General features: G+C 73.4%; 24 protein-coding genes. 7 read left to right on the top strand and 17 right to left on the bottom strand.

Features of this window, described 5'->3' with window-relative positions:
* Positions 1-2: 2 nt before the first annotated feature.
* The 9 genes from Phou_RS31490 to Phou_RS31450 form a co-directional block, all read right to left on the bottom strand.
* Complete coding sequence (locus Phou_RS31490) at positions 3-323, bottom strand: L-rhamnose mutarotase (protein WP_173062744.1); 321 nt, start codon at positions 321-323, stop codon at positions 3-5.
* Positions 323-3,118, bottom strand: coding sequence for a hypothetical protein (locus tag Phou_RS31485; RefSeq protein WP_173062741.1), 2,796 nt, complete (start codon positions 3,116-3,118; stop codon positions 323-325). Before Phou_RS31485 ends, Phou_RS31490 begins: the two co-directional genes overlap by 1 nt.
* Positions 3,115-4,713, bottom strand: a complete 1,599-nt coding sequence (locus tag Phou_RS31480) for an apiosidase-like domain-containing protein (RefSeq protein WP_173062738.1) — start codon at positions 4,711-4,713, stop codon at positions 3,115-3,117. The genes Phou_RS31485 and Phou_RS31480 overlap by 4 nt, the downstream gene beginning before the upstream one ends.
* A 20-nt stretch (positions 4,714-4,733) precedes the next feature.
* Positions 4,734-5,570 (bottom strand): carbohydrate ABC transporter permease, encoded by an 837-nt coding sequence (locus tag Phou_RS31475; protein ID WP_173062735.1) that lies wholly within the window; start codon positions 5,568-5,570, stop codon positions 4,734-4,736.
* A complete protein-coding gene (locus Phou_RS31470) occupies positions 5,567-6,523 on the bottom strand; it encodes a carbohydrate ABC transporter permease (RefSeq protein WP_173062732.1) in 957 nt (318 codons plus the stop codon). The genes Phou_RS31475 and Phou_RS31470 overlap by 4 nt, the downstream gene beginning before the upstream one ends.
* A gap of 8 nt (positions 6,524-6,531) precedes the next feature.
* Positions 6,532-7,842 carry an ABC transporter substrate-binding protein gene (locus Phou_RS31465; RefSeq protein WP_173062729.1) on the bottom strand — a complete coding sequence of 437 codons (1,311 nt, stop codon included), beginning with the start codon at positions 7,840-7,842 and terminating at the stop codon, positions 6,532-6,534.
* 315 nt (positions 7,843-8,157) lie between these two features.
* Positions 8,158-8,913 (bottom strand): SDR family NAD(P)-dependent oxidoreductase, encoded by a 756-nt coding sequence (locus tag Phou_RS31460; protein ID WP_173062726.1) that lies wholly within the window; start codon positions 8,911-8,913, stop codon positions 8,158-8,160.
* Between the two features lie 28 nt (positions 8,914-8,941).
* Positions 8,942-10,015: a LacI family DNA-binding transcriptional regulator gene (locus Phou_RS31455; protein ID WP_173062723.1), complete on the bottom strand. Its 1,074-nt coding sequence runs from the start codon at positions 10,013-10,015 to the stop codon at positions 8,942-8,944.
* 51 nt (positions 10,016-10,066) lie between these two features.
* Positions 10,067-11,182 (bottom strand): mandelate racemase/muconate lactonizing enzyme family protein, encoded by a 1,116-nt coding sequence (locus Phou_RS31450; protein ID WP_173062720.1) that lies wholly within the window; start codon positions 11,180-11,182, stop codon positions 10,067-10,069.
* An 84-nt stretch (positions 11,183-11,266) separates the two neighbouring features.
* Here Phou_RS31450 and Phou_RS31445 point away from each other — a divergent pair, with 84 nt between their 5' ends.
* Entirely contained in the window at positions 11,267-12,463 is a 1,197-nt protein-coding gene (locus tag Phou_RS31445; protein ID WP_246273986.1) for a CaiB/BaiF CoA transferase family protein, read from the top strand.
* Positions 12,460-13,530 (top strand): Gfo/Idh/MocA family protein, encoded by a 1,071-nt coding sequence (locus tag Phou_RS31440; protein ID WP_173062713.1) that lies wholly within the window; start codon positions 12,460-12,462, stop codon positions 13,528-13,530. The genes Phou_RS31445 and Phou_RS31440 overlap by 4 nt, the downstream gene beginning before the upstream one ends.
* 53 nt (positions 13,531-13,583) lie before the next feature.
* Here the strand turns inward: Phou_RS31440 and Phou_RS31435 are convergent, their stop codons facing one another.
* From Phou_RS31435 to Phou_RS31400, 8 genes are all read right to left on the bottom strand, one after another.
* Positions 13,584-14,843 carry an HNH endonuclease signature motif containing protein gene (locus Phou_RS31435; RefSeq protein WP_173062710.1) on the bottom strand — a complete coding sequence of 420 codons (1,260 nt, stop codon included), beginning with the start codon at positions 14,841-14,843 and terminating at the stop codon, positions 13,584-13,586.
* Between the two features lie 10 nt (positions 14,844-14,853).
* Complete coding sequence (locus Phou_RS31430) at positions 14,854-15,990, bottom strand: MmgE/PrpD family protein (RefSeq protein WP_173062708.1); 1,137 nt, start codon at positions 15,988-15,990, stop codon at positions 14,854-14,856.
* Positions 15,987-17,111 carry a mandelate racemase/muconate lactonizing enzyme family protein gene (locus Phou_RS31425; protein WP_173062706.1) on the bottom strand — a complete coding sequence of 375 codons (1,125 nt, stop codon included), beginning with the start codon at positions 17,109-17,111 and terminating at the stop codon, positions 15,987-15,989. The genes Phou_RS31430 and Phou_RS31425 overlap by 4 nt, the downstream gene beginning before the upstream one ends.
* Positions 17,108-17,992: an amidohydrolase family protein gene (locus Phou_RS31420; RefSeq protein WP_173062704.1), complete on the bottom strand. Its 885-nt coding sequence runs from the start codon at positions 17,990-17,992 to the stop codon at positions 17,108-17,110. The genes Phou_RS31425 and Phou_RS31420 overlap by 4 nt, the downstream gene beginning before the upstream one ends.
* A 15-nt stretch (positions 17,993-18,007) precedes the next feature.
* Positions 18,008-18,247 (bottom strand): biotin/lipoyl-containing protein, encoded by a 240-nt coding sequence (locus Phou_RS31415; RefSeq protein ID WP_173062702.1) that lies wholly within the window; start codon positions 18,245-18,247, stop codon positions 18,008-18,010.
* Positions 18,244-19,242, bottom strand: a complete 999-nt coding sequence (locus Phou_RS31410) for a thiamine pyrophosphate-dependent dehydrogenase E1 component subunit alpha (protein ID WP_173062700.1) — start codon at positions 19,240-19,242, stop codon at positions 18,244-18,246. The genes Phou_RS31415 and Phou_RS31410 overlap by 4 nt, the downstream gene beginning before the upstream one ends.
* The gene (locus Phou_RS31405; RefSeq protein WP_173062698.1) at positions 19,239-20,255 is read right to left on the bottom strand and encodes an alpha-ketoacid dehydrogenase subunit beta; all 1,017 of its coding nucleotides are present in this window, start codon (positions 20,253-20,255) and stop codon (positions 19,239-19,241) included. The genes Phou_RS31410 and Phou_RS31405 overlap by 4 nt, the downstream gene beginning before the upstream one ends.
* A 116-nt stretch (positions 20,256-20,371) precedes the next feature.
* Positions 20,372-21,202: an HTD2 family dehydratase gene (locus Phou_RS31400; RefSeq protein ID WP_173062695.1), complete on the bottom strand. Its 831-nt coding sequence runs from the start codon at positions 21,200-21,202 to the stop codon at positions 20,372-20,374.
* 85 nt (positions 21,203-21,287) lie between these two features.
* Between Phou_RS31400 and Phou_RS53300 the strand changes: the two genes are divergently transcribed.
* From Phou_RS53300 to Phou_RS31375, 5 genes are all read left to right on the top strand, one after another.
* Positions 21,288-22,337, top strand: coding sequence for a hypothetical protein (locus tag Phou_RS53300; protein ID WP_246273985.1), 1,050 nt, complete (start codon positions 21,288-21,290; stop codon positions 22,335-22,337).
* Positions 22,334-22,618, top strand: coding sequence for a mercuric ion transporter MerT (merT, locus tag Phou_RS31390; RefSeq protein ID WP_173062692.1), 285 nt, complete (start codon positions 22,334-22,336; stop codon positions 22,616-22,618). Before Phou_RS53300 ends, merT begins: the two co-directional genes overlap by 4 nt.
* 62 nt (positions 22,619-22,680) lie before the next feature.
* Positions 22,681-23,010, top strand: a complete 330-nt coding sequence (locus Phou_RS31385) for an ArsR/SmtB family transcription factor (protein ID WP_173062688.1) — start codon at positions 22,681-22,683, stop codon at positions 23,008-23,010.
* Positions 23,010-23,675: a cation efflux transmembrane domain-containing protein gene (locus tag Phou_RS31380; protein WP_173062685.1), complete on the top strand. Its 666-nt coding sequence runs from the start codon at positions 23,010-23,012 to the stop codon at positions 23,673-23,675. Before Phou_RS31385 ends, Phou_RS31380 begins: the two co-directional genes overlap by 1 nt.
* Entirely contained in the window at positions 23,651-23,953 is a 303-nt protein-coding gene (locus Phou_RS31375) for a methyltransferase family protein (protein ID WP_246273984.1), read from the top strand. The genes Phou_RS31380 and Phou_RS31375 overlap by 25 nt, the downstream gene beginning before the upstream one ends.
* Positions 23,954-23,964 lie beyond the last annotated feature (11 nt).

Here is a 23,964-nt window from a genome sequence, read left to right as displayed (position 1 = left end):
CCTCAGTCGAGGTGGAAGATCTCGGGCAGCTGTTCCAGGCTCTGGTCGGCCCGCCGCCCGGTGGCGCGGACGACCAGCGGCGCCATCTCGGCCTGCCACCGGGTGTTGACGTCGAGGCCGTCCATGCGCTCCAGCGAGGCGGCGAAGTCCGGCGACTCCAGGTAGCCGACGGCCAGCCCGTCCGGGCGCAGGAAGAGGCTGTAGTTGTGCCAGCCGGCCGCGCTGAGCGCCGCCCGCATGTCCGGCCAGACCTCGGCGTGGCGGCGGCGGTACTCCTCGACGGCGTCCGGCCGGACGTGCAGCTGGAAGCAGATCCGTTCCATCAGCGGACCCACAGCGCGGTGGTCGCGTCGACCGTGTCGGGCAGCAGCGACCGGACGGTGGCCCGAAGCGTGTGCCGCCCGGCGGGCAGCGTGAACGCGTCCACTGTGGACGACCAGCTGCCGGCCTGCTCGTGGTGGAAGTGCGGCCAGCGCTCGGGCGTGACCGGCGCCCCGTCGACCTCCAGCGTCACCGCGACGAGCTCGTGCAGGCGGTCGTTGTGCCAGGCGGCGCCCGCGCGGGTCACCGACGTCACCAGCGCGCACCGGCTCTCGATGTCGAGGTCGACCTCGCCTTCCCACCGCCGCTCCACGACCTCCAGCGTGCGGTCGGCGGCCGGTACGCAGGGGACGATCCGGTCCAGCGTGAGCTCGTCGGGCTTTTCGTTTCTCATCCAGCTCGCGATCTGCGGCGCGCGCCCCAGGTAGGCCGGCTTCACGCCGTCGCCGGCCGCCTCCCGGCTCTGCCCCGCCGCGCTCCACTCGTATGCCGTGGGGACGGGTGGCTCCTCGCCAGCGCTCGCCGGTCCGTCCTCGGTGGACAGGTAGACGGCGATGACGCTGCCGCCGGACTGTGCCACCCGCAGCACGCCGCCGTCGAGGGACGCCCGCGCCGTGGCGCCGCCGGTGAGGTAGTCGACGAGCACGCCGCGCCGGCCGGCCGGCACCTCGACCTCGACGGTGCCGGTGGGGCCGGGGCGGGACAGCACGACCCAGCTGCCGGCGTCGCTGGACCACAGGTAGCCGTAGGCGTCGTCGTGCCAGGCCCGGCCGACCGGGCGGCCGTCGCCGAGCAGCTCGGGCTGGCGGGCCCGCTCCAGCGCGAAGAGGGCGGCGACCCGGTCCTCGTCGACCATCCGCAGGTCGCCCCAGAGCTGGTTGAGCAGGGAGCCGCGGGCGACGTCGAGGATCTGCGCGTCCTCCCACTGCGCCGCGCCCTGCCTGCTGGCCCAGAGCGTGGTGCTCACCCACACACCGAGCGAGTCCTGCTGGTGGGCGGGGATGGTGGACCAGTACGACTGCTGGCCGATGTCCTGCGAGGACGCCACGGCCAGGCGCAGGTGCCACGAGGCTACGCCGGACGGGCCGGCCGCCTCGACGAGGTAGTCGCGCTCCCACAGCGTCGCCCCGTAGCGCAGCCACCACGGCGAGCGCAGTCCCCAGTAGAGCATCAGGAACGGCGCGCCCGCGGCGATGACCGCCTCGAACGTCTCGATGAGCGCCTCGGTGGTGGCGAGCAGGCTGTGGATGCCGGGCGCGTGCGCGTGCGCGGCGTTGACGCACCACAGCTCGGTGCCGTCCACTTTGAACCCGGTGGCGCCGTTGGCGGTCACGTGCCGCAGCAGCGCCTCGCGGAACTCGCCCCGCCACGGGTCGGCGGCCGGGCAGAGCCGCCACGGGAAGGCCGCGTTGGCCGCCTGTGCCGCCTCCAGCCGCGGCTCGGCCATGCCCAGCTCGTGGCGGAACGCGCGGGCGCCGTCGCTGGGCGAGACCCACAGGATCAGGTCGAGGTCGTGCCGCTTGATGACCGCCTGCACCGAGGCGGGGCCGTCGGCGAAGTTGGCCGGGTGGAAGCGGCTCAGGTCTTCGGGGTCGTTCCAGCCGCAGTCGAGCGAGAGGGCGTCGAACGTGGCGCCGGCGGCGGTGAGCCGGTCCAGCACGGTGTCGATGTCGCCCATCATCGCGTCGGTCAGCTCGATCTTCGGCTCGTTGACGTGCGAGATCTGGTACCAGCCGTAGGGGTCGTAGATGCGGTACGGCGTGCGCTCGCGGCCGATGCGGGCGAGCAGGTCGCGCACGTCGACGCCGATCACCACGTCCGGCGCTTCCATCGGCTGTCCGGTGGTGAGGCGCCGGCCCGGCCAGTACGCGCTGACCGGTCCGCTGTCGCCGGCGTGGGTGACGGCGCCGGGATGTACCGCCGCCTGGAACCGCCCGTCCCACCGCGCCCACGCGCCGTCGGCGTGGTAGTCGGCGCCGGGTCGCGCCTGCTCGGTCAGGAGCACGTGCGAGACCCAGGGCCCGTCGCCGCGCAGGGTGGCCCGTTGCCGGACGAGGTCGCCGGCGGTCTCGTAGCGGACCGTGGCGGTGATGCCGTCCGGGTATGCGAGCGCGAGCCCGTCGCCGTCCGGCCGGGCCTCGACCGCGTCCAGGGTGCGGAACGCGCCGGCCACGTGTACGTGCTGGTAGCAGTACTTGTCGACGTTGCGCCAGCCCTCGCGCTCGCGGGCCTGGTCCGGGGCGAACACCGGCTCGACCCGCAGCTGGACGGCGATGGTCAGCTCCCGACCGTCCCCGCCCGCGCCGGCCAGGTCGACGGTGACCATTCCACTGTGGACCGGCGCGGCGGTGGCCTCCACGCCGTCGACGAAGACGCGCCAGGTGAGGCGGCGGCGTTCCAGCGGGGAGCCGAGCGTGACGGCGAGCGGGCCGCCGGCGGCCGGGCGGGCGGCGCGGGTGCGGTACCAGAGGTAGCCGGCGTAGGACTCGCCTTCCCAGGTGGGGAAGCCGAAGGTGACCTCGTTGACGCGGGAGGCCGCGTACCAGGTGGTGTCGTCGAGGTCGGCGGCGTGGTAGCCGGCGCGCAGGCCGGCCTCTTCGCCGGGCTCCTCGCCGAGGCGGCCGCCGGGGATCGTGCGCCAGCCGGAGATGTGCGCGAGCTGGTCCGGCTCGGCCACGACCGGGCGTGGCCAGCGCAGCTCCACTGTGGTGTCGCCGGCGGTGACGGTGGTGGTCCCGTCGCCCGGCCGGTGGTCGGCCGGCCGCCAGCCCAGGTCCTCGATGCTCAGCCGCGTCATGCTGCGTCGCCCTCCTTACGGCAGATCAGCAACCAGTCTTCGAAGGTGGGTAGGGAGGTGGCGAAGTGGGTGCCGGGCAGCTCCCACTCCCCTGTCGCGTCGACGCGGGCGGCGTGGGTGGCGGCGACCGCGCCGGTGCGCGGGTTGACCACGTCGACGCGCCACGTGCCGGCGCCGAGCTCGCGCAGCCCGAGGGTGCGCAGCGCGAGCGAGATGCCGATGGTGGGCTCGCGCAGGCTGTTGGCGGGTACGTAGACGACGCGTTCGGTGCCGGTGCCCGCGCAGTACGGCAGGAAGGGGCTCTCCCGCGTCGCGTAGGGCGCCACGCCGCTCTGCCACGGGCGGTGCTCCCACCACCGCAGCTCCGACAGCAGCCGCCCGCCGAGCCCGGTCTGCGCCGCGCCGGGCAGCCGCGCCGCCTCCTGCCAGTCGGTCGTGCCCCACACGTCGCCGGGGTCGTCGGCCCGGCCGCGGGCGAAGGCCCAGATGCCCTGCGCGCCGTAGGTGTGGCCGGCCGCGCCGCCGAGCATGTGCGACCAGAAGAGCATCCGTTGCAGCGTCGCGGAGGAGCCGGCCGCGATCCCCTCGTAGCAGACCTCGGAGTTGACGACCGGCAGCGGGGGTTCGGCGGCGCGGGCCTGGTCGAGGGCGCGCAGCGACTGCGCCACCGAGCCCCGGTCGGCGTGGCCGGTCTGCATCCACACGAGGTCGACCTCGGCCTGGTCGCCGACCGCGTCGAGGCTGGTGTGGTGCCGGAACGCCGGGCAGGGGTGGTACGTGACCGGCCGCTGGTAGGGGTCGGTCCTGCGCAGCTCGGCGCCGATCGCGGACCAGCGGGTGACCAGGTCGGCGACGCGGTCGGGCAGGTCGTCGGCGGTCAGCTCGTCGTAGTGCGGCAGCCCGACCTCGCCGCAGACGCACCAGAGCACCGGGAGGGCGGCCCAGCGGGCGATGATCTCGCGCCAGTGCCGGCGGATGCGCTCGTCGCCGAGGTCGAGCAGGTAGTAGCTCCACGCGCCGACGACGGCGGGGGTCAGGCCGGCCGCGACGACCGCCGCCAGGCGCCGCTCGGCGTCGTCCCACCACTGTGGATCGGGGTGGCTCAGGTCCGGTGTCCAGGACCACCGGCCGCCGGTCGCGGCCTGCGGGGTGAAGGCTGTCGTTTCGGGGTACAGGCCGGCGACGAGCTGCACGACCGTGAACCCCTGTGTGCGACGCAGCTGCACCAGCTCGGCGAAGGCGGCGTCGTCGGCGCGCTCGCTGAACGCGTACCACCAGGTGTCGGCGACCCACAGGAACGGCTGGCCGTTTTCGTCGCGCAGGAACCGCTCGCCCGGACGGGCGGTGAGGTCGCGGCGCGGCGGCGGTGGCGCGGGCATCTCGACGGTGGCGGTGGTGCCGGCGGAGAAGGTGAACTCGTAGGTGCCGGGCGCGGTGTGCCGCACCCGGGCCCGCAGCCGGCCGTCGGCGCCGGTGAAGGCGGGGATGTCGACGGTGTGGCCGTCGGGGGTGGTGACGCGGCAGGTGCCGGGATCGGCGGCGGGGTCGGCCCCACCGCCCAGCGCCTGCACGACGCCGAGGGTGCTCCAGTCCACAGTGGTCTCGCTTTCGTGGCCTACTTGACGGCGCCGGCCGAGAGGCCGCTGACGAAGGCGCGTTGCGCGACGAGGAAGATGATCAGCACGGGGAGCATGACGATCGCCATGACCGCGAACTGCTTGGGCAGCGACGAGAAGTACTGTCCCTGGAAGGCGATGAAGGCGAGCTGTACCGTCTCGTGCTTGCCGTCGGTCATGAACAGCAACGCGAGGATGTAGTCGTTCCACGCCGCGAGCCCTTGCAGGATCGCGATCGTGACGGTGGCGGTGCGGGCGAGCGGCAGGTACATGCGCAGGTAGATGCGGAAGCTCCCGGCGCCGTCGAGGCTGGCCGCTTCGCGCAGCTCGTTGGGCAGGGCCAGGAAGGCGTTGCGGTACAGCAGCACGGACGCGGCCAGCCCCAGCGCGGTGTACGGGCCGACGAGGGCGGGGTAGGTGTTGAGCAGGCCGAGGTCGAGGATCAGCTCGTACAGCGGGACGATGATCGCGGCGGGTGCGAGCATGATGCCGGACAGCAGGATCAGCAGCACGATCCCGGAGCCGCGGAAGCGGTAGAAGGCCAGCCCGAAGCCGGCCAGCGAGCCGAGCACGACGACGGCCACGACCGACGCGATCGTGACGACCGTGCTGTTGACGAACATGCGCAGCAGGTCGGTCTCCCGCCATACCGCGATGAGGTTTTCCAGGGTCAGCCCGCTCGGCGTGACGCTGAAGATGTCGGCGGTGCTGGTGCGCAGCGCGCCGTTGAGCAGCAGCGCGATCGGCAGCAGCCACAGCACTGCCAGCGGCAGCAGCGCGAGGTGGGACCAGGCCAGCCGGTCGCGGGCGGCGCGGCTCGTCGTCGTGGGGCTCATTCGACGCTCCGGTTGGCCCAGCTGATCAGGCGCAGCAGCACGATCGCGCAGATCGCGGTCAGCGCCAGCAGCGCGGTGGCGATGGCGGCCGCGTAGCCCGGTCGGGACAGGTCGAAGGCCTGGTCGAAGATCTGGATGGAGAGCAGGTCGGTGGCGTGCGCGGGGCCGCCGCGGGTCAGGATGTAGACCACTTCGAACTCCCGGAACGCGCCGATCACGCCGAACAGGGTCAGCAGCATGGTCATCGGCCGTACCTGCGGCACGGTGATGCGGCGGGCGCGCTGCCACCACGAGGCGCCGTCGATCCGCGCCGACTCGTACAGGTCGCGCGGGATCATCTGCATCGCCGCGAGGTAGAAGAGCATGAACAGTCCGGAGTACCGCCAGGCGCTCACGCCGAAGGCGGCCCAGATCGCGGTCGCCGGCTCGGCGAGCCACGCCTGGCCGGTGCCGCCGGTCGCGCGGATGACGCGGGTGGCGACTCCCTCGTCGGGGTTGAAGATCCAGCCCCAGGCGAACGCGATGACCGCCGAGGAGAGGACGGCCGGCATGAAGAACACCGTGCGGTACACGACCCGGCCGCGCAGCGCGCCGTCGAGCAGCAGGGCGAGGCCGAGCCCGATGGCCAGCTGCACGGGCACGGTCACCACTGTCCACAGCAGAGTGTTGGTGACCGCCTTCCAGAAGTACGGGTCGAGCCCGCCGAGCATCTCGCGGTAGTTGTCCAGCCCCACCCACTCGCGGATCGGGGAGATGCCGTCGTAGTCGTAGAAGCTGGAGCGGATCGTCGCGACGATCGGGTAGGCCACGAAGATGGCGAAGACCGCGAGCGCGGGGGCGACGTACAGCCAGCCGGGTGAGGGTCGGCGGCGGCGCCGGGGCGCGGGGGCGGCGCCGGCGGTCTTCGTCCCGACCTCCGGCTGCCGCTCCTGCGCCCTGGTGTCCAACCCCACGTTCGACATCACTTCCGCGCGCGCGCCGCGGCGGCGTCCACCCGTTGGAGCTCGGCCTTGGGGTCGGCGTTGTTGACACACACGGCCGCGATGGCGGTCTCGATCGCCTTGCGGGTCTCGATGTAGTCGAACTCGCGGCGCTCGGCGCCCTTGCCGAGCTCGTTGTGCCAGTCGTAGATTTTTTCCCACTCGGCGTTGAGGCCGTCGGGGCGGATGCCCTTGCGGGCCGGCGTGTAGGTCGCCGAGCCGGCCTTCTGGCCGTCCTCGCCGCAGGACCACTCGATGAACTTCCACGCCGCCCACTGCTTGTCCGGCGAGAGGTCGCCGCGCATGGCGGAGGCGACGTTGACGGTGCGCCACGGCCGCACGGCCGAGGTGCTGGAGGCCTGCGGGAGCCCGGAGACGCTGGAGCCGAGCCAGTTGTCGTCGGGCGCGTCCGGCAGCTTCGGCCACAGGCAGGCCGCCCAGTCCCTGAGCCGGTTGGGTCCGGCGAAGAGCGCGCCGACTCCCCAGGTGCCGATCGAGGCGGCGCCGGCCTTGCCGTTGAAGAACAGGTCGTACGCGTCGGGGAAGGCCGGTGTCGCGAAGGGCGCCTTGTTCCACAGCTCGTCGGCGAGCGTGCGCTTGAGGTAGTCGAGGCCGGCCACGATCGCGTCGTCGGTGAAGCTCGCCTCGCCGGCCTCGGCCGCGGCGACGATGCCCGGCTTGAACTGGCTGGCGAACTGGACGAGGAAGTCGGTGTTGGGCCAGTTGTCCTTGGCACCCCAGGTGGCGCCGACCAGGCCCTGGCCGCGCAGGTCGCGGGAGATCCGCACGAACTCCTCGTGCGAGGTGGGCACCTGGCCGCCGGCCTTGGCAAGGACGGCCCGGTTGACCCAGAGGACGCCACCGATGGAGTACTGCTGGGGCATCGCGACCAGTGGCTGGCCCTGCGGCACGCTGTCCCGGATCTCCTTGACCGAGCCCTCCAGGAACTGGGTCTCCCAGTCCTCGCCGTAGGCCTGCTTGGCCAGGTCTTCGACCGGGGAGAGGAACTGCGCGTACTGCCGGATCATCGAGCCGGTCTGCAGGTGCAGCACGTCGCCGGAGGTGCCGTTGGGCACGGCGGTGCGCAGCGCGGTCTCGTAGTCGGGGAACGGGAACTTTTTGATCTCGAGCTTGACCTCGGGGACGGCGGCCTCGAACGCGGCCTTGAGCTTGCCGGCGGCCGGCTCCTCGGGCCACGCCCAGGACCAGAGCGTGAGCGTCACCGTGCCGCTGGGCTTGACCAGCGAGGGCGCGGAGCGGGGGCGGCGGTGCCGCCGTCGTCGGAGCCGCACGCCGCCAGCAGCGGGGCGGTGGTCAGCGCGCCGGCGCCGAGCACCGAGGCGCGCAGGAGGGTGCGGCGGGAGAAAAGACTGGGAGTGGTCCCGGGGGTCGGGGATATCTGCGTGCCCACTGTCACCTGCCAGGGAGATGTTTCGAGCTTGTTAGCGGACGCTAACGCTGGCTGGAATCGTTTGTCAACGCTTCTGGCAACGTTTCCAGAATCGTTATTTCCTGCGGAAACGCCCTCCCAGCATGATCCGCCGGACGACCGTCATCGATCGATGGCGGCGCCCGTCGGCAGTATGGAGTCGTTTCCAGGACGTGGTTCAGTACATGAGCTGGCCACCGGAGACGTTGAGCGTCGCCCCGGTGACGTACGCGGCGCCGGGGCGCAGCAGGTAGACCACCGCGTCGGCGACCTCCTCCGGCGTGCCCAGCCGCCCCAGCGGCACCTGCGCCACCGAGGCGGCCAGCTGCTCGTCGGAGAGGCCGCCGCGCATCATGGCCGTGTCGATGAAGCCAGGCGCCACGGTGTTGACCCGTACGCCGTCGGCGGCGAGCGTGCGGGCCAGGCCGCGGGTCATGGAGACGACGGCGCCCTTGGCCGCGTTGTAGACCACCGAGCCGCCGAGCCCGCCGGTCCACCAGCCCTGCGAGGAGAGGTTGACGATCGAGCCGCCCCGCCCCTGGCCGGCCAGGTGGAGGCCGACCGCGCGGTTGAGGAAGAAGGTGGCCTTGAGGTTGGTGTCGATCTGCAGGTCCCAGTCTTCCTCGGTGATGTCCTCGAGGCGGTGCCGGCGACGCAGGACCGCCGCCAGGTGGGCCAGCCCGGCGAGCGGGCGCCCGATGGCTCGTACCCCGTCGAGGATTTCTTGGTGCGACCGCAGGTCGCGCAGGTCAGCGGGGATCGCGCGGTGGCCGGCGCCGGGGAGGTCGGCCACCAGGGAGTCGAGCCGGCCCGGGTCGAGGTCGACCGCGAGCACCGCGGCGCCGTCGGCGGCGACCAGCCGCGCGACCGCGGCGCCGATGCCGCCGGTCGCCCCGGTGACCACGACGGACGTGCCGTCGAGCGTGTTCGTCACGGCTGCCACCTCCGGCCCCCGCGGGGCGTCACTTCGACGCGGCTTTGCGCGCCACCTTGCGCGGCGCGGGTGTGGCCCGGCGGACCGGTCCGACGCTGTCGCGCGGTGTGAAATGGGTGTCGATGACGACGGTGCGCGGCTCGGCGCCCTTGAGCATGTCGAGCATCAGCCGGGCGGCGGCGGTGCCCATCTCCCCGGAGTCGCGGGAGACGGAGGCGAGGTCGGGCGCGAGCACGTCGAACATCGGCCACTCGTCGAGCGTCACCAGCGCCACGTCGGTGCCGATCGCCCGCCGCAGCTGCCGCAGGCCCTGCAGCGCGCCGGCCGCCGAGGCGATGCCGCCGGTGATCAGCGCGGTGGGCTCGTCGCGGCGGGAGAAGAGCCGGATGACCTCGGCCTTGGCGAAGTCGGCGTCGAAGCTGCCCAGAGCCAGCAGGCTCCGGTCGACCGGCACGCCGGCGGCCGCGAAGGCCGCTTCGTAGCCGCGCAGCCGCTCCCGCGAGGAGCGCACGGTGAGCGCGCCACTGACCAGGCCGATCCGCTGGTGGCCGCGGGCCAGCAGCTCGCCGGTGGCGCGGTACACGCCGGAGTAGTGGTCGCAGAGCACCGCCGCGGCGCCCAGGCCGGCGACCTCGCGGTCGAGCAGCACCACCGGCCCGTTGATCGCGGTGAGCGCGGCGCGGGTGCTCTCCGCCTCCTCCGAGACCAGCGAGACGATCACCCCGTCGACCCGCCGGCGGCGCAGCAGCGCCAGGTTGCGGGCCTCGACGTCGAGGTGCCCGTCCGAGCTGGTGATCAGCATCGAGAAGCCGGAGCGGCGCAGCTCCTGCTCGGCGGCGCGGGCGATGTTGGCGAACAGCGGGTTGGAGATGTCGCGCAGCACGAACCCGATCGTCTTGGTCGAGCCGCTGCGCAGCGACTGGGCCAGCAGGTCGGGCTCGTAGCCGAGCTCGGCGACCGCCGCCTCCACCTTGGCGCGCATGGCCGGCGACACGTCCGGGTGCCCGGTGAGCACCCGGGAGACGCTCGACAGCGCCACACCCGCCTGGACGGCCACGTCGCGGATCGTCGCTCCGCTGCCGTCCGAGTCGGACCTTGCCATCGACGTCCTCCCGCTCCAGTGGGTCCCGCTCGTCACGGGCAGTAAACCAGGTCATCCGTCGGCCCGGTGCCGGCGGATGAAGTCCTCGTCGAGCTCCCACCCGAAACCGGGGGCCTGTGGCAGGGGCAGCTCGCCGTTGACCAGTGCCGGCCGGTTGGCCAGCAACGTCCAGAAGATCGGGTCGCGGGTGGGCGAGAACGCCTCCACGAACGTGCCGTTGGGCACCGAGGCGAGCAGGTGCGAGGCGACCTGGCCCTCCTCGTGGTGGCCGAGCTCCACGTCGAAGGCCAGGGCGAGCGCGGCCACACGCCGCCACTCGGTGGGGCCGCCGCCCCAGGAGGCGTCGTAGTTGCAGACGTCGACCGCGCCGTTGACGAAGATCTCCCGCATGCCCACCCGGGAGATCTCGCTCTGGCCGGCGGCCACGTTGACGTTGCCGCGGGAGCGCACGTCGCGCAGGCCGCGCCAGTCGGCGTGCCACCGGGTGGGCTCCTCGAACCAGCGCAGCCGCACGTCGTCGCCGAGCAGGCGGAGGAACTCCAGGGCCTCACTCACCGTGTACCCCTGGTTGGCGTCGACGACGAACAGGAAGTCGTCCCCGACGATCTTGCGGGCCTGGCGGAGGCGATCGGCATCCTCCGCCGGTGGCTTCGCGCCGATCTTGAACTTCATGCCGACCATGCCGTGCTCGGCCTTGAAGAACTCCAGCTCCTTTTCCAGGTCGGCGGCGCTGGAACCGTAGTAGCCGCCGATCCCGATCATGGGGATGCGGTCGCGGAAGCCGCCCCACAGGCGCCACAGCGGCTGGCCCGCGTACTTGCCGACCGCATCCCAGACCGCGCTGTCGACGCAGGCGATCGCCTGCATGGGGATCGCGCGGTCGCGCAGCTGGTCGAGGGTGACCGGGAGCATCGCCTGCCACACCTTCTCGACCTGCAGCACGTCGAGCCCGACCACCCGCTGGGCGATCTCGTTGTGGATGACGCCGAGCACCTCGTGCTGCTCCTCGTCGGTGTCGGCGTTGTAGGCCTCGCCGACGACGCCGTCCGAGGTGCGGATGCGCGTGATGATCGTGCAGCGGTTGCGCATCGAGTAGTAGCTGCCCTTGTAGTGGTGGCGTAACGGAACCCGCAGCGGGATCGTCTCGATCGCCTCGATCGTCGGCATGCACTTCTCCTGGGGCAGCGTGTTCGGTATCGTTCCTGGAAACGCTACCGGTAACGTCATTCAGAGGTCAACGTGTCTCTTCCCTTGTCGGACGTCAGGATCGTGGCCGTCGAGCAGTACGGCGCCGGTCCCTACGGCTCCATGCACCTGGCCGACCTCGGCGCGGACGTCATCAAGATCGAGCAGCCGCCGGTGGGGGACGTGGGCCGCTACGTCCCGCCGTACCGCGAGGGGACGGACAGCCTCTTCTTCGAGTCGCTCAACCGCAACAAGCGCAGCGTCGGACTCGACATCGCCCACCCGCTCGGCCGCGGCGTGCTGGAGGACCTTGTCGCGCGCAGCGACGCGGTCTTCTACAACCTGCGCGGCGACGTGCCGGCCAAGCTCGGCCTGCGCTACGCCGACCTCAAGGGCGTCAACCCGCGGGTGGTCTGCTGCTCCCTGTCCGGGTACGGCACGACCGGGCCGCGCGCCGCCGAGCCCGGGTTCGACTACATGGTGCAGGGACTGGCCGGCTGGATGAGCGTCACCGGCGAGCCGGACGGCCCGCCGACCAAGACCGGCATGTCCGCCGTCGACTTCGCCACCGGCCTGGCCGCCGCGCTCTCGCTGATGATCGGGGTGCACGCGGCCCGCCGCGACGGCGTGGGCGGCGACGCCGACGTGGCGCTGCTGGACACCGCAGTGTCGATGCTCAACTACCTCGCCACCTGGACGCTCACCCGCGGCCACGCGCCGGCCCGCATCCCGCGCTCCGGGCACCCGACGATCGTCCCGTTCGGCAACTTCCCCACCGCCGACGGCTGGATCGTGGCCGGCGGCAGCAAGGAGAAGTTCTGGACCCGGATGACGGCTGCCATGCAGCGCCCGGATCTGGCGGCGGACGCGCGCTTCGCCACGTTCGACGACCGGCTGCGCCACCGGGACGAGATCATCGCCATCCTCGACGGCGAGTTCACCCGGCGTACGACGGCTGAGTGGCTGGCCCTGCTGACCCGCCACGGCGTGCCCTGCGCGCCGGTCAACGACGTGGCCGCCGCCCTCGCCGACGCCCAGGTGGTCGCCCGCGACCTTGTCTTCCGCACCCCGCACCCGACGCTCGGCGAGGTCGGGCAGGTCGCCTCGCCGGTTCGCTTCGGCAGCACTCCCCCGCGCCGCGACCGCGGCCCGACCCTGGGCGAACACACCCGCGAGGTCCTTGTGGATCTTCTCGGCTACACCGACGATCACATCGCCGACCTCGTGCGCGCCGGCGCCATCCCCACCGGAGGTCAACCATGAGCAAGCTGCGGCTCTCCGTCATCGGCGCCGGCTCCTGGGCCGTCTCGTCCCACCTGCCCGAGCTGGCCAAGCGCCGCGACGACGTGGACTTCCACGGCGTCTGCCGGCTGGGCGGCGACATGCTGGCCCGGATCCGCGACGACTGGGGCTTCGCGTACGCCAGCGAGGACTACCGCGAGGTGCTCGCGCAGGGCGCCGACATCGTGCTCGTCGGCAGCCCGGCCGCGCTGCACCACGAGCACGCCAAGGCGGCGCTCGAGGCTGGCGCGCACGTGCTGGTGGAGAAGCCCTTCACCGCCACCAGCGCGCAGGCCTGGGACCTCGTCGACATTGCCGCCCGCACCGGGCGCCACCTGCTCATCGCGTACGGGTACAACTACCGGCCCATGATGCGCGCCGCCCGGGAGCACCTCGCCGGCCTCGGCGGCATCGGTCCGGTGGAGTCGCTGATGGTGCACATGGCCTCCGGGACGCGCGAGCTGCTGTCCGGCTCCGGCGCCTACGCCCGCGCCTCCGACCTCTCCGCGCCCGACATGGCCACCTGGGTGGATCCGGCGCTGTCCGGCGGCGGGTACGGGCAGGCTCAGCTCACGCACGCGCTCGGCCTGGCGCTGTGGCTGCACGAGGTCGACGTCACGGCGGTCGGGGCCGTGGTGGCGAGCCCGCTGGGCGGCACGGTGGAGCAGCACGACGCGGCGGTGCTCCACTTGGCCGGCGGGGGCATCGGCACGCTCAGCGGCGCGTCGGCCCACCAGAAGGCGATGGGCTACCGCGACCAGCTGCAGGTCCGCATGGTCGGCCGGGACGGGCAGTTTCAGCTCGACGTGGAGAACGACCGCCTGCGCGCCTACCGCGAGGGCACCGGTGACGCCGACCTGGCCTTCCCCGAGGGCAGCGGGCGCTACGAGTGTGACGGGCCGCCGCACACGCTCGTGGACCTGGCGTTGGGGCGGGCGGCGGAGAACTGCTCACCGGGCGAGCTGGGCGCGCGCACGGTCGCGGTGCTGGAGGCGCTCTACGCCAGCGCGGCGGGCGGCGGCACGGTCGCGGTGGCGCCCCGGCCCTGAGCCTCCTTCGAGTCAGGTGCCGGCCGCTACCGCCGCGCCGAGGCGGAGTGGTCTCAAATGGGCGCCGGTGGACCGGTGGTGTAGGTGTGGCCGAGCCGGGTGCGCCACACGAAGGTGCCCGGCGTCGGCTGGGTCACGCAGACCCCGTCGCTGTGCTTGTAGCCGTGGCAGTGTCTACACAGGACACCCAGGTTGGCCGGCGTGGTCGGGCCGCCGTCCTCCCACGCTCGCGTGTGGTCCAGGTCGCACCTGTGCGCGGGTGTCCGGCAGCCCGGCGTGCGGCACGTCCTGTCCCTGGCCCTCACGAACGCGGCCTCACCTGCCGGCGGCCGCCGCCGCAGCCTGCCGTGGGCCACCACGGCACCGGCCTCGCCGCCGGTGACGCTGAACCGCCACGCACCGTCGCGCTCACCATCCGCGACCTTCCGCGCGACCTCGGCGAGCACCGGCCCCCAGCCCTTGATGGCGCCCGGCTGCTCCGACAGGCCCATCAGGGTGGCCAGCGGGACGACGAGCTCCACGCCGCCGCGGCGCGGGGTTTCGGCGGTGGGGTGCTCGCCGTTGAGGATGTCCAGGAAGAGGTCGGCGCGCAGCGCGTCCATCGACCGCGCGTCCCCGGCGCGCTTGGCGGCGCGGGCCAGCGCGTCGATGCGGGCGGCGGCGGTGGCGGCGCGATCGGGCGGCAGGTGGTATCCGGCGAGTGTGGCGGTGCCGGTCGGGTCGAGGCCGTGCTCGACGCGGCGCATCGCCAGCGCCTGCTGCTGCCGGCGGGCGGCCGCGTCGGGATCGGCGGAGATGACCAGCTTGCGGAGCCGGATCCGCAGCTGCCCCGTGGTCAGGCCACCGGCGACCGGCAGGACGTGGCCGACGATCTCCTGGGCGACCGGCGGTGGCAGGGCCGCAGTCTCCTCGTCCAGGACACGCGCCTTGGGCAGGTCGATCCGGCCGGACCGCAGTGCCTCGCCGACCGCCGGAAGGCGCTCGGTCAACTCGTAGGCGAGGCCCAGCAAGGTGTCGGCCGCCCGGCGGGTGATGGCCAGCGCCAGCCGGATCTCGTCCGACGCATACTCAGCGGGGCGCTCCGTGCGCTCGGGCGGGCTGGCCTCGTCGCCGGGCGGGCAGTAGGCGGTCTCCCGCACGGACGCGAGCAGCTCGGCCTGGTAGTGGGCGACCTGCCGGCTGGTGGCCTTGACCACCTCCACCAGCTCGTAACCATTCAGCGCGGAGCGGTCGATGCGGGCGAGGACCGCGGCCAGGTCGGCGCCGGCCGGCACCCGCGCCAGCTCGCCGATCACCACACCCAGGTCGAACACGTGTCCGATGCTAGCCGCCCCGCCCCCTCCCCACAGCCTCCACAATGGACTCAAGCGGAGCGCTGCCCTCGATCGCCGCCGCAGCGAGGGTCCACAGCGTCAGCACGTCGAGGCCTCCCATCGCTGACCACTTGCGTTCGGCCAGGGGCACCGTGTCCTGGTCCGGGCCGCCGGGGGCGTGCGTGACCTCGACCGCCTCCTCCGGACGGCCTGCGGGCCAGAGGCGCACCGACTGGATCGGGCGGCCCTCGTCGGCGTGTATCCGCACGTCAAGTGGCGGGCGCTCGGCCACGAGGTGGAACGGGTCGCTGGACACCCACGCACGGGCGACGGTCGCCGCCAAATCCCACCACAACGTGGTATCGCTCGACGCCGCCGCAGGCGCCACCGACGCCTCAAGCGCGTCCACTGTGGAGACGCGCGCGCGGAGGGCGAGCACCGCCGCCACCGCGCTCTGGGCGAAGCCGTTCACCGGGTACGGGCGGATGGCGGTCTGCCCCAGCGCACCTGCCGCGGCCGGTGGCGGGCCGGCCGCGCCGAGCAGTGCGCCGACGCCGGCCGGGCCGTCCAGCACACCCGCGGGCGGGCGCATGCCCCAGGCGGCGGCGCGGGCCGCTTCCAGGCCGGTCAGGGCGGCGGCGGCGCGGTGCCAGGCGGCGGCCGGGGAGCGTTCGCGCATGGTCTGGCCGATCCCGCCGGCGGTGGTGAGGGCGAGGCCGACGGCGGCGGCGATCGCGTCCGGGTCACGCGCACCGGCGAGCATGACGGCGGCGGCCGCGGCGGCGCCCGCCGCTCCAGCGGTGGCGGTGGCGTGCCACCGGGCGGCGTAGGCGTCGCCGAGCCAGGTCGCGGTGACGGCCGCGGCCTCGTAGCCCGCGGCGGCGGCCTCCACCACAGGTCCGTCCGCCGTGACGGGAGCGGCGAGGATGGCGGGCCACACCACCGAGCCGGGGTGGATGCGGGCGGGCCAGAAGATGTCGTCGCGGTCGCCGGCGTGTGCGCGCACCGCCAGCGCGGCGGCCGGCGCGAGCGGCGGGGCGTCCGTCGCCGCCACGCACGCGAGGTGGTCGGCGAGCAGCAGGCGGGCACGGTCGCGGTCGACGGGGGCGGCGGCCGCGTGCCCGGCGATGGCGGCGAGCGTGCTCATGCCCGGTAGCGGTCCACGACGCTCTCGTCGACCGTGATGCCCAGCCCGGGCCGTGCCACCGGCGGCAGCATCCAGCCGTCGACGTGCGCGAAGGGCTCGGCGACGAGGTCGTGCTGCATCGGGTTGGGCAGCGGCTTGAGCTCGAAGACCTTGCAGGCCGGCGTGCTGAACGAGATGGCGAGGCTCGCCGCCGTTACGATCGCCGAGGACCAGGCGTGTGCGTTGGCCTGCCGGCGGTAGAACTCCACCCGGTCGACGACCTTCTTGAACCCGGTGATGCCCTCGGCCCGCGCGGGGTCGACGCCGAGCACGTCGCAGGTGCCGGTCGCGAGCACGCGTTCGAAGCCGTCGAGGGTCCATTCCTTCTCGCCGTACGCGATGGAGGTCTGGGTCTTGGCCCGCAGCGTCGCGTAACCTTCCGGATCCCACGCGCCGAGCGGCTCCTCGATCCACTCGATGCGGTGGTCCTCGAAGGCGCGGACCCGGCGCACCGCGGTGGCCACGTCCCACTTGATGGCGATGCCGAGGTCGATCATCAGGGCGCGGTCGGGGCCGATCGCCTCGCGCATGGCCCGCACGTACTCGACGTCGCGGTCGTGCTCGTAGCCCAGTCGCGCGTTGCCGCGCTTGCCGAAGCCGACCTTCACGCCCTGCAGGCCGGTGGAGAGCCAGCCGGCCGCCTCCTCCGCCATCTCCGGGATCGACTCGCGGTGGGCGTGCGCGGAGGCGATGGCCGGCAGCCGCTCGTGCACCGGGCCGCCGAGCAGGTCGAGCACGCTGCGCCCGAGTGCCTGCCCCTTGAGGTCCCACAGCGCGATGTCGAGGGCGGCGATGGCGTAGGAGGCGAGGCCTCCGCCGTAGCCGTACCACCAGGCGCGGTCCTTCAGGACCCGCCAGATCGCCTCGGTGTGCACCGGGTCGCGGCCGACGACCGCCTCGGCCATCCCCTCGATGAGGCGGGCGACCGCGTGGTTGGCGTCCGGAAACTGGGTGATGGCCTCGCCCCAGCCGACCGCCCCCTCGTCGGTGGTCACCTTGACCAGGCACAGGTACCGGGTCGCGCCGAAGTCGTTGGGCTCCGGGTAGGCGACCGGGATCGGTTCGACGGCGGCGACTTTCACGGCGCCAGCCGGTAGAGGTCGAGCGCGTTGCCGGACAGCACGGCCCGCTGCTCGTCCTCCGACAGCGTGGACACGTATTCCCGGTAACAGTCCATGATGGAGTCGTAGGAGCTGAAGAGGCGGTCCACCGGCCAGTTCGAACCCACCACGCACCGTTGCGGTCCGAAGCTGTCCACGCAGTGCTCGGCCCACGGCCGCAGCGACTCGCGGCTGAAGAGCGGGTCGGTCATCGCCAGCCCGGAGATCTTGCAGGTCACGTTGGGGTGTTTGGCGAGCTCGGTGATCGCGGCGCGCCACGCGGCGAAGTAGTCCGGGTCGCGGCGCCGCGGGTAGCCGAAGTGTTCCAGCACGACGCGCAGGTCCGGGTGGCGGGCGGCGAGCGCGCCGGCGGCGGCCATGTTGGGGTACTCGCAGTCGAGGTCGAACACGAGGTCGTGGGCGGCCAGGAAGCGCAGCGACCGCTCGTACGCGGCGGGCAGCTCGCCGGCGGCCAGGGCCGGTTCGGCGGCGAAGTCGCGTACGCCCTTGAAGAGCGGTGACTCCAGGTGCCGTTCGAGCTGTGCCTGCGCGCCGTCGAGCCCGAGGTCGGCGTGGCCGACGATCGCGGCGGGGATGCCGTCGTACTGTGCCGCCATCTCGGTCAGCCACACCGTCTCGGTGACCGGGTCGGGTGAGCCGATCGCCGCCTGCACGTGCACGAAGTGGGTGACGCCGGCGAACCGCGCCTCGGCCCACACGTGGCGGGCGTCGAACGCCTCGCTCTTGATGCCGTCGATGTCGCCGAGGATGGGGTGTACCGCCTCCGGCGCCAGCCAGTCCCAGCGCAGCTCCGGATGCTTGTGGTTCCAGAAGTGCACGTGGGTGTCGACAATGGACAGCACGGCGCTACCTCCTCCTCAGCCCGCCTGGATGACGGCGATCGGCTGCCCGGTGCGCACCTCGTCGTCCTCCTTGACCAGATGTTCCCGCACCACGCCCGCCACCGGGGACGGAACCTCGACAACGGCCTTGTCGGTCTCCACCTTCACGAGCGGGTCGCCGGCCGCCACGGTGGCGCCGACGGCGACCTCCCACTCGATGATCACGACCTCGTCGACGGTCTCGGCCACCCGGGGCAGCTTGACGGTCACCTTCATGCCGCGGCCCACACGTTGCGGAACATGGCCGCCGGCTCGGGGTCGGGCAGCGCGGCCACCGCGTCCGCGACGGCGTCGAGGTCCTCGCCGACCGCCTTCTCCAGCGCGGTCAAGTCGTCCTCGGAGGCGGCGCCGGCGGCCAGCAGCTCGGCCCTGGCCAGCGTGAGCGGGTCGCGCTCGCGCCACCTTTCGAGCTCACCCGCCGGCCGGTAGGTGGCCTGGTCGGCGCGGGAGTGCCCGGCGAAGCGGTAGGTCTTGGCCTCCACCAGCGTCGGCCCTTCGCCGGCCCGGGCCCGCGCGACCGCTTCGGCCAGCACCGCCCGCGTCGCGGTGACGTCCATGCCGTCGACCGGCACGCCGGGGATGTCGTACGAGCCGGCCCGGCGGTGCAGGTCGCTGAGCGGGGTGGTGAGGTCGATCCGGCTGTACTCGGCGTAGACGTTGTTGTCGCAGACGAAGACGACCGGCAGCTTCCAGACGGCGGCGAGGTTGAGCGCCTCGTGGAAGGCGCCGATGTTGGCCGCGCCGTCGCCGAAGACGCAGACCGCGACGTGGTCCTCACCGCGGGTCTGGTACGCCAGGGCGGCACCGGCGGCCACCGGCAGGCCGGCACCGACGATCGCGAACGTGGGCAGCAGGCCGACGTCCGGGTCCGACAGGTGCATCGAGCCGCCGACGCCGCCGGTACACCCGTCGGCCTTGCCCATGATCTCGGCGAGCACGGAGTGGACGGTCATGCCGAGCGCGAGCGCGATGCCGTGCCCCCGGTAGGTCGCGCTGACCGTGTCGGTGGGGCGCAGCTCCAGCGCCAGGCTGACGTCGAGCGCCTCCTGGCCGGCGCACAGGTGGGTGGTGCCGTGGATGGCGCCGCGGGCGAACAAATCGTTGACCCGGTCCTCGAAGCGGCGGATCTCGTACATCCGCTCGTAGCGCGCGACCGGGTCGGCCAGCGCCGCACGCCGCCGCTCCGGGTCGTTCGACCTCACCAGGGTCATGCCGCCACTCCCTCACGCCGCCACCACGGATCCGGCACCTCGCCGGTGTCCAGGTACGTCTTCAGCTGGTATTCGACCTCGTCGACGGACGGGCTGAAGCGCGCCTCCAGCCCCCGGTTGTAGGGCACCGGCACGTCCGGCGCGGTGATCCGGAACGGCGGTGCCTGCAGCGCCCGGAACGCCGCCGCGGTCACCGCCGACACGACCTCGCTGCCCCAGCCGCCGCTGGACGGCGACTCCTCGACCACGACGAGCCGGCCGGTCCTGGCCACCGAGGCGAGCACCGTGTCGCGGTCCCAGGGCACGAGTGTGGACAGGTCGATCACCTCGACGCCGGTGCCGAGCCGCTCGGCCGCGCTCACCGCGGCGCGCACGGTCTGCCCGAGCGCGACGACGGTGACCGCGTCGCCCTCGCGGACGACCCGGGCGGTGCCGAGCGGGACGATCCCCTCCTCGCCGGTGACGCACTCGCCGCGCTCGGCGTAGAGCGCGCGGGGCTCCAGGATCGCGACCGGGTCGGGGTCGCGGATGGCGGCGCGGAGCAGCCCGTACGCCGTCTGCGCGTCGCTGGGCACGGCGACCTTGAGGCCGGGCGTGGCGGTGAGCCAGTTTTCCAGCGTCTGGCTGTGCTGGGTGCCGAAGCCGAGGCCGGAGCCGATGCTGGCGCGCACGACAAGCGGCACGCTGACCCGGCCGTTGCTGAGGTAGCGGAACTTGGCCGCCTCGGTGACCAGCTGGTCGAGCGCGACGCCGAGGAACTCCATGAACATGATCTCGACGACCGGCCGCATGCCCACCGCGGCGGCGCCGACCGCGGCGCCGACGAAGCCCATCTCCGAGATCGGGGTGTCCCGCACCCGCAGCGGCCCGAACTCGGCCAGCAGTCCTTCGGAGGTCTTGAACGGGCCCTCGGCGGCCGCCACGTCCTCCCCGAACAGCAGCACCGAACCGTCCTCGCGCATCGCGTCGGCCAACGCCGCCGCAATCGCCTGCCGCACCCGCATCCGCGCCATCCGACCTACCCCTCCGGCCTGCATCTTCTCGGGCTGGAAACGATTCTAATCCTGACCCGATCATGACCGTGCGGTCAAGTGGTCGAGCGGACCCGAACGCGGTCGCGACCGTCGGGTCAGGCCTGACCAGGCGAATCGCCGGCAACGTTTCCAGGAACGAACTCGCTGCGCGCCGTGATCTGCCCGCCCGCGTCCAGGACCTGCGCGCCGTCCGGCCCGGGCAACACCGTCAGCGTCTGGGTGCCCACCATCGGCGCGACCAGCCGGAAGGCGAAGGTCCGCCCGACCAGGCCGTCACCGTGCCGCCGGGCGAACTCGGCCATCATCAGCGCCTGCAGCGGACCGTGCACCACCAGGCCGGCGTACCCCTCCGCGCGCGCCCAGCCCAGGTCGTAGTGGATGCGGTGCGCGTTGTAGGTCAGCGCCGAGAAGCGGAACAAGAACGCCTCGTCGACGGCCAGGCGCAGCCGCGGACCCACCGGTGGCTCGGACGCGGGCGCGCCGGCGGTCGGCGAGGACGCGTCCGCCGCGCGGTACACCAGGTCGCTCTCCTCCACGATCGCGACGTGACCGTCCTGGCTGATCTCGCCGCGCAGCGTCAGAAACGTCAGCGGGCCGCTGCGCCCCACCTTCTCGCTGGTCCGCGTCACCCAGCTGCGCCGCGTCGCGCGCCGCCCGATCCGCAGCGGCCGCGCGGTGGTCACCCGGCCGCCGGCGAACATCCGCTTGAGTCCGGGGCCGGGCGGCGCCGGTACACCGGACGTGGGGTGGCCGTCCGGACCGAGGTCCGCGGTGCGGCGGCGCTCCAGCAGGTACACCCAGTGCCACATCGGCGGCAGCACGTCGCCGGGGATCTCGACGTCCAGGAGGTTGGCGAGGGCTTCCGCGGGCTCGGGGGCGATGACCTCTTCCCGTACCACCCCACCTGCCGGTGGCTGCACTGTCATGATCGAAATGGAACCACGCGTCGCGCCGGGCCACCAGGTTTCGGGGTTGCATCCGGTACCCAGGTACAGCCATACGGTCGGACGCATGACGGATTTCCAGGTACCGGACGCGTGCACGTTGCCGACGGTGGAGCGGCCGCTGCGGCTGGCCGAGTTCGACGACCTTTTCGCCACCGCGGTCCGCGGCGTCCAGCGGGTGGGCGAGGCGCGGCTGCGGATGGCGATGTCCGGCCCGGCGGGGCTCGGCGAGACGGTACGCGACCTGACCGCGCGGGAGAGCGAGTGCTGCTCGTTCTTCACCTTCACCATCACCCCGGAGCCGGCCACCGGCGATGAGGCGCTGACGTTGGACATCACGGTGCCCGCGGCGTACACCGAGGTGCTCGAGTCGCTCGCGCGGCGCGCGGAGTCCGTGGCGTGGCTGCAGGAGCGCGCCGGCCGGCTCGGCATCCCGGAGGCGGACCTGAGGGAACTGGCCTCGGCGTGGCGCTCCGGCGACTGCCCCGTGGCCCGCGACCGGCTCGAGGAGGCGCTCGCCAGCCGCTCCGCCGCCGTGGAAGGCGAGATCGCCGCCCTCATACGCCGCGCCACCGAGGCCGGCGCCGGCTCGGCCGAGTGGGCGCGGGCGACCGCGGACAGCCTGCCGGTGACCGAGCAGGCCGCCCGCTTGCAGGCCGCCTCCGCCGCGCTGGCCGGTGCCGGGCCGCACGCCGGCCGCTGCGGACCCGGCTGCCCCTGCGGTACCGCCTTGTCCGTGCCCGCCGGCTCGTACCGGATCGCGGAGCCGGCGTCCGACGGGCAGGAGGCGCTCACCTGCGACCTCGTCGCCGACGGCGGCGAGGCCGGTGAGCGGATCGGCGCGTGGCAGCGGGTCCTGGCTCGCGTGCGGGCCCGCGAGCCGCTGCCGGACACCGCGACCGGGCTGGCGCTGCGCTTCCCGCTCGACCTCGATCTGGCCGCGGCGGTGGCCCGGCTGGCCGCCGCCGAGTACCGCTGCTGCTCCTTCGGCTCGTACACGCTCGTCATCGACGGCACCGGCCTCACGCTCGAGGTGCGGATGCCGGAAGGCGCCGCGGACCTGCTCGCGGCCGTGCTCGGCACCCCTGACCGGCCGCGCGCGGAGGCGGCCGCGTGAGCCTGCGGACGCCCGTGCGCCTCGACCGCGAACCGCCGACCCGCAGCAAGGTGACCGGCGCGCTGGCCGCCCTCGCCTGCGCCGCGTGCTGTGCGCTGCCGCTGCTCATCGCGGCCGGAGTGCTCACCGGGGCCGGCGCGGCGATCCTGCGGAAGACGCTGGTCGCCGCGGCCGCCGCGCTCGCCGCCGCCGCGCTGGGCATGTGGTGGCTGCACCGCCGCCGCACCCCCGGCCGCGCGGCCGCGCACGCCGGATGCGGCACTGCGGGCTGCGACTGCTGAGACGATACATCTTCCGCTGAATACAGCATTCGCTGTATCGTCTTCGCCGTGGAGACGATGCCGTGGAGACGTTGACGCACGGACAGGTGCTGGCCCGCTTCGGGCACGCGCTGTCCGACCCGGTCCGGGCGCGGCTGCTGCTCGCGCTGCGGGACGCGCCCGGATACCCGGCCGACCTGGCCGACCTGCTCGGCACCAGCCGGCAAAACCTCTCCAACCACCTGGCCTGCCTGCGCGGCTGCGGCCTCGTGGTGGCCACCCCGGAAGGCCGGCGCACGCGGTACGCACTGGCCGACCCGCGGCTCGCGCACGCGCTCGGCGACCTGCTGGGCCTGGTGCTTGCCGTCGACCCGGCCGCCTGCCCGTCGGCGGACACGGACGGCTGCTGCTGATGGCCGGCAAGCCGCTGCCGCTGGTGGCCGCCGCCGCCCCGCCGTCCGCCCGGCAGCGCGTGCTGGCCCGGCGGGTGCGGCTGCTGGTCGCCGCCACCATCGCCTACAACTCGGTGGAGGCCGCCGTCGCCATCACCGCCGGCAGCCTCGCCTCGTCCACCGCACTGGTCGGGTTCGGTCTCGACTCGGTCATCGAGGTCTCGTCCGCCGCCGCGGTGGCGTGGCAGTTCACCGCGGCCGACCACCGCCGCCGCGAGCGGACCGCGCTGCGGGTCATCGCGTTCTCGTTCTTCGCCCTGGCCGCCTACGTCACCGTCGAGTCCGTGCGCGCGCTGGCCGGCGGCGAGCGGGCCGAGCACTCGACCGTCGGCATCGGCCTGGCCGCGGTGTCGCTCGCCGTGATGCCGGTGCTGTCGGCCGCGCAGCGCCGCGCGGGCCGCGAGCTGGGCTCGGCGTCCGCGGTCGCCGACTCGCGGCAGACGCTGCTGTGCACGTACCTGTCCGCCGTCCTGCTGGCCGGGCTGGTGCTGAACTCGCTGTTCGGCTGGTGGTGGGCCGACCCGGCCGCCGCGCTCGTCATCGCCGCCGTCGCGGTCAAGGAGGGCCGGGACGCCTGGCGCGGGATCGCGTGCTGTCCACAGTGCACACCCGCGGTGCGGGCGTGATGGCCGGGCTCGGCGAGCGCACGAGCCTGGTGACCGGGGGTCCGTTCGCGCTGGCCCGTAACCCGACCTTCACGGCGATGGCCGCGACGAGCCTCGGCCTGACCGCGATGGCGCCGAACCCGATCGCGCTGGCGGCGACCGCCGTGCTGGTGGCGGCGGTCGAGATGCAGGTACGCATGGTCGAGGAGCCGTACCTGTCGCGGGTCCACGGCGCGGTCTACCGGGCGTACGCGGCACGGGTCGGCCGCTTCCGGCCCGGCGTCGGCCGGCTCTCCTGACCGCAACTCTG

The organism is Phytohabitans houttuyneae, assembly GCF_011764425.1.
In the GTDB taxonomy this organism is placed as follows: Bacteria; Actinomycetota; Actinomycetes; order Mycobacteriales; family Micromonosporaceae; genus Phytohabitans; species Phytohabitans houttuyneae.
Note: the sequence above shows the minus strand (reverse complement) of the source record. Positions and strands in the feature narration are given on the sequence as shown.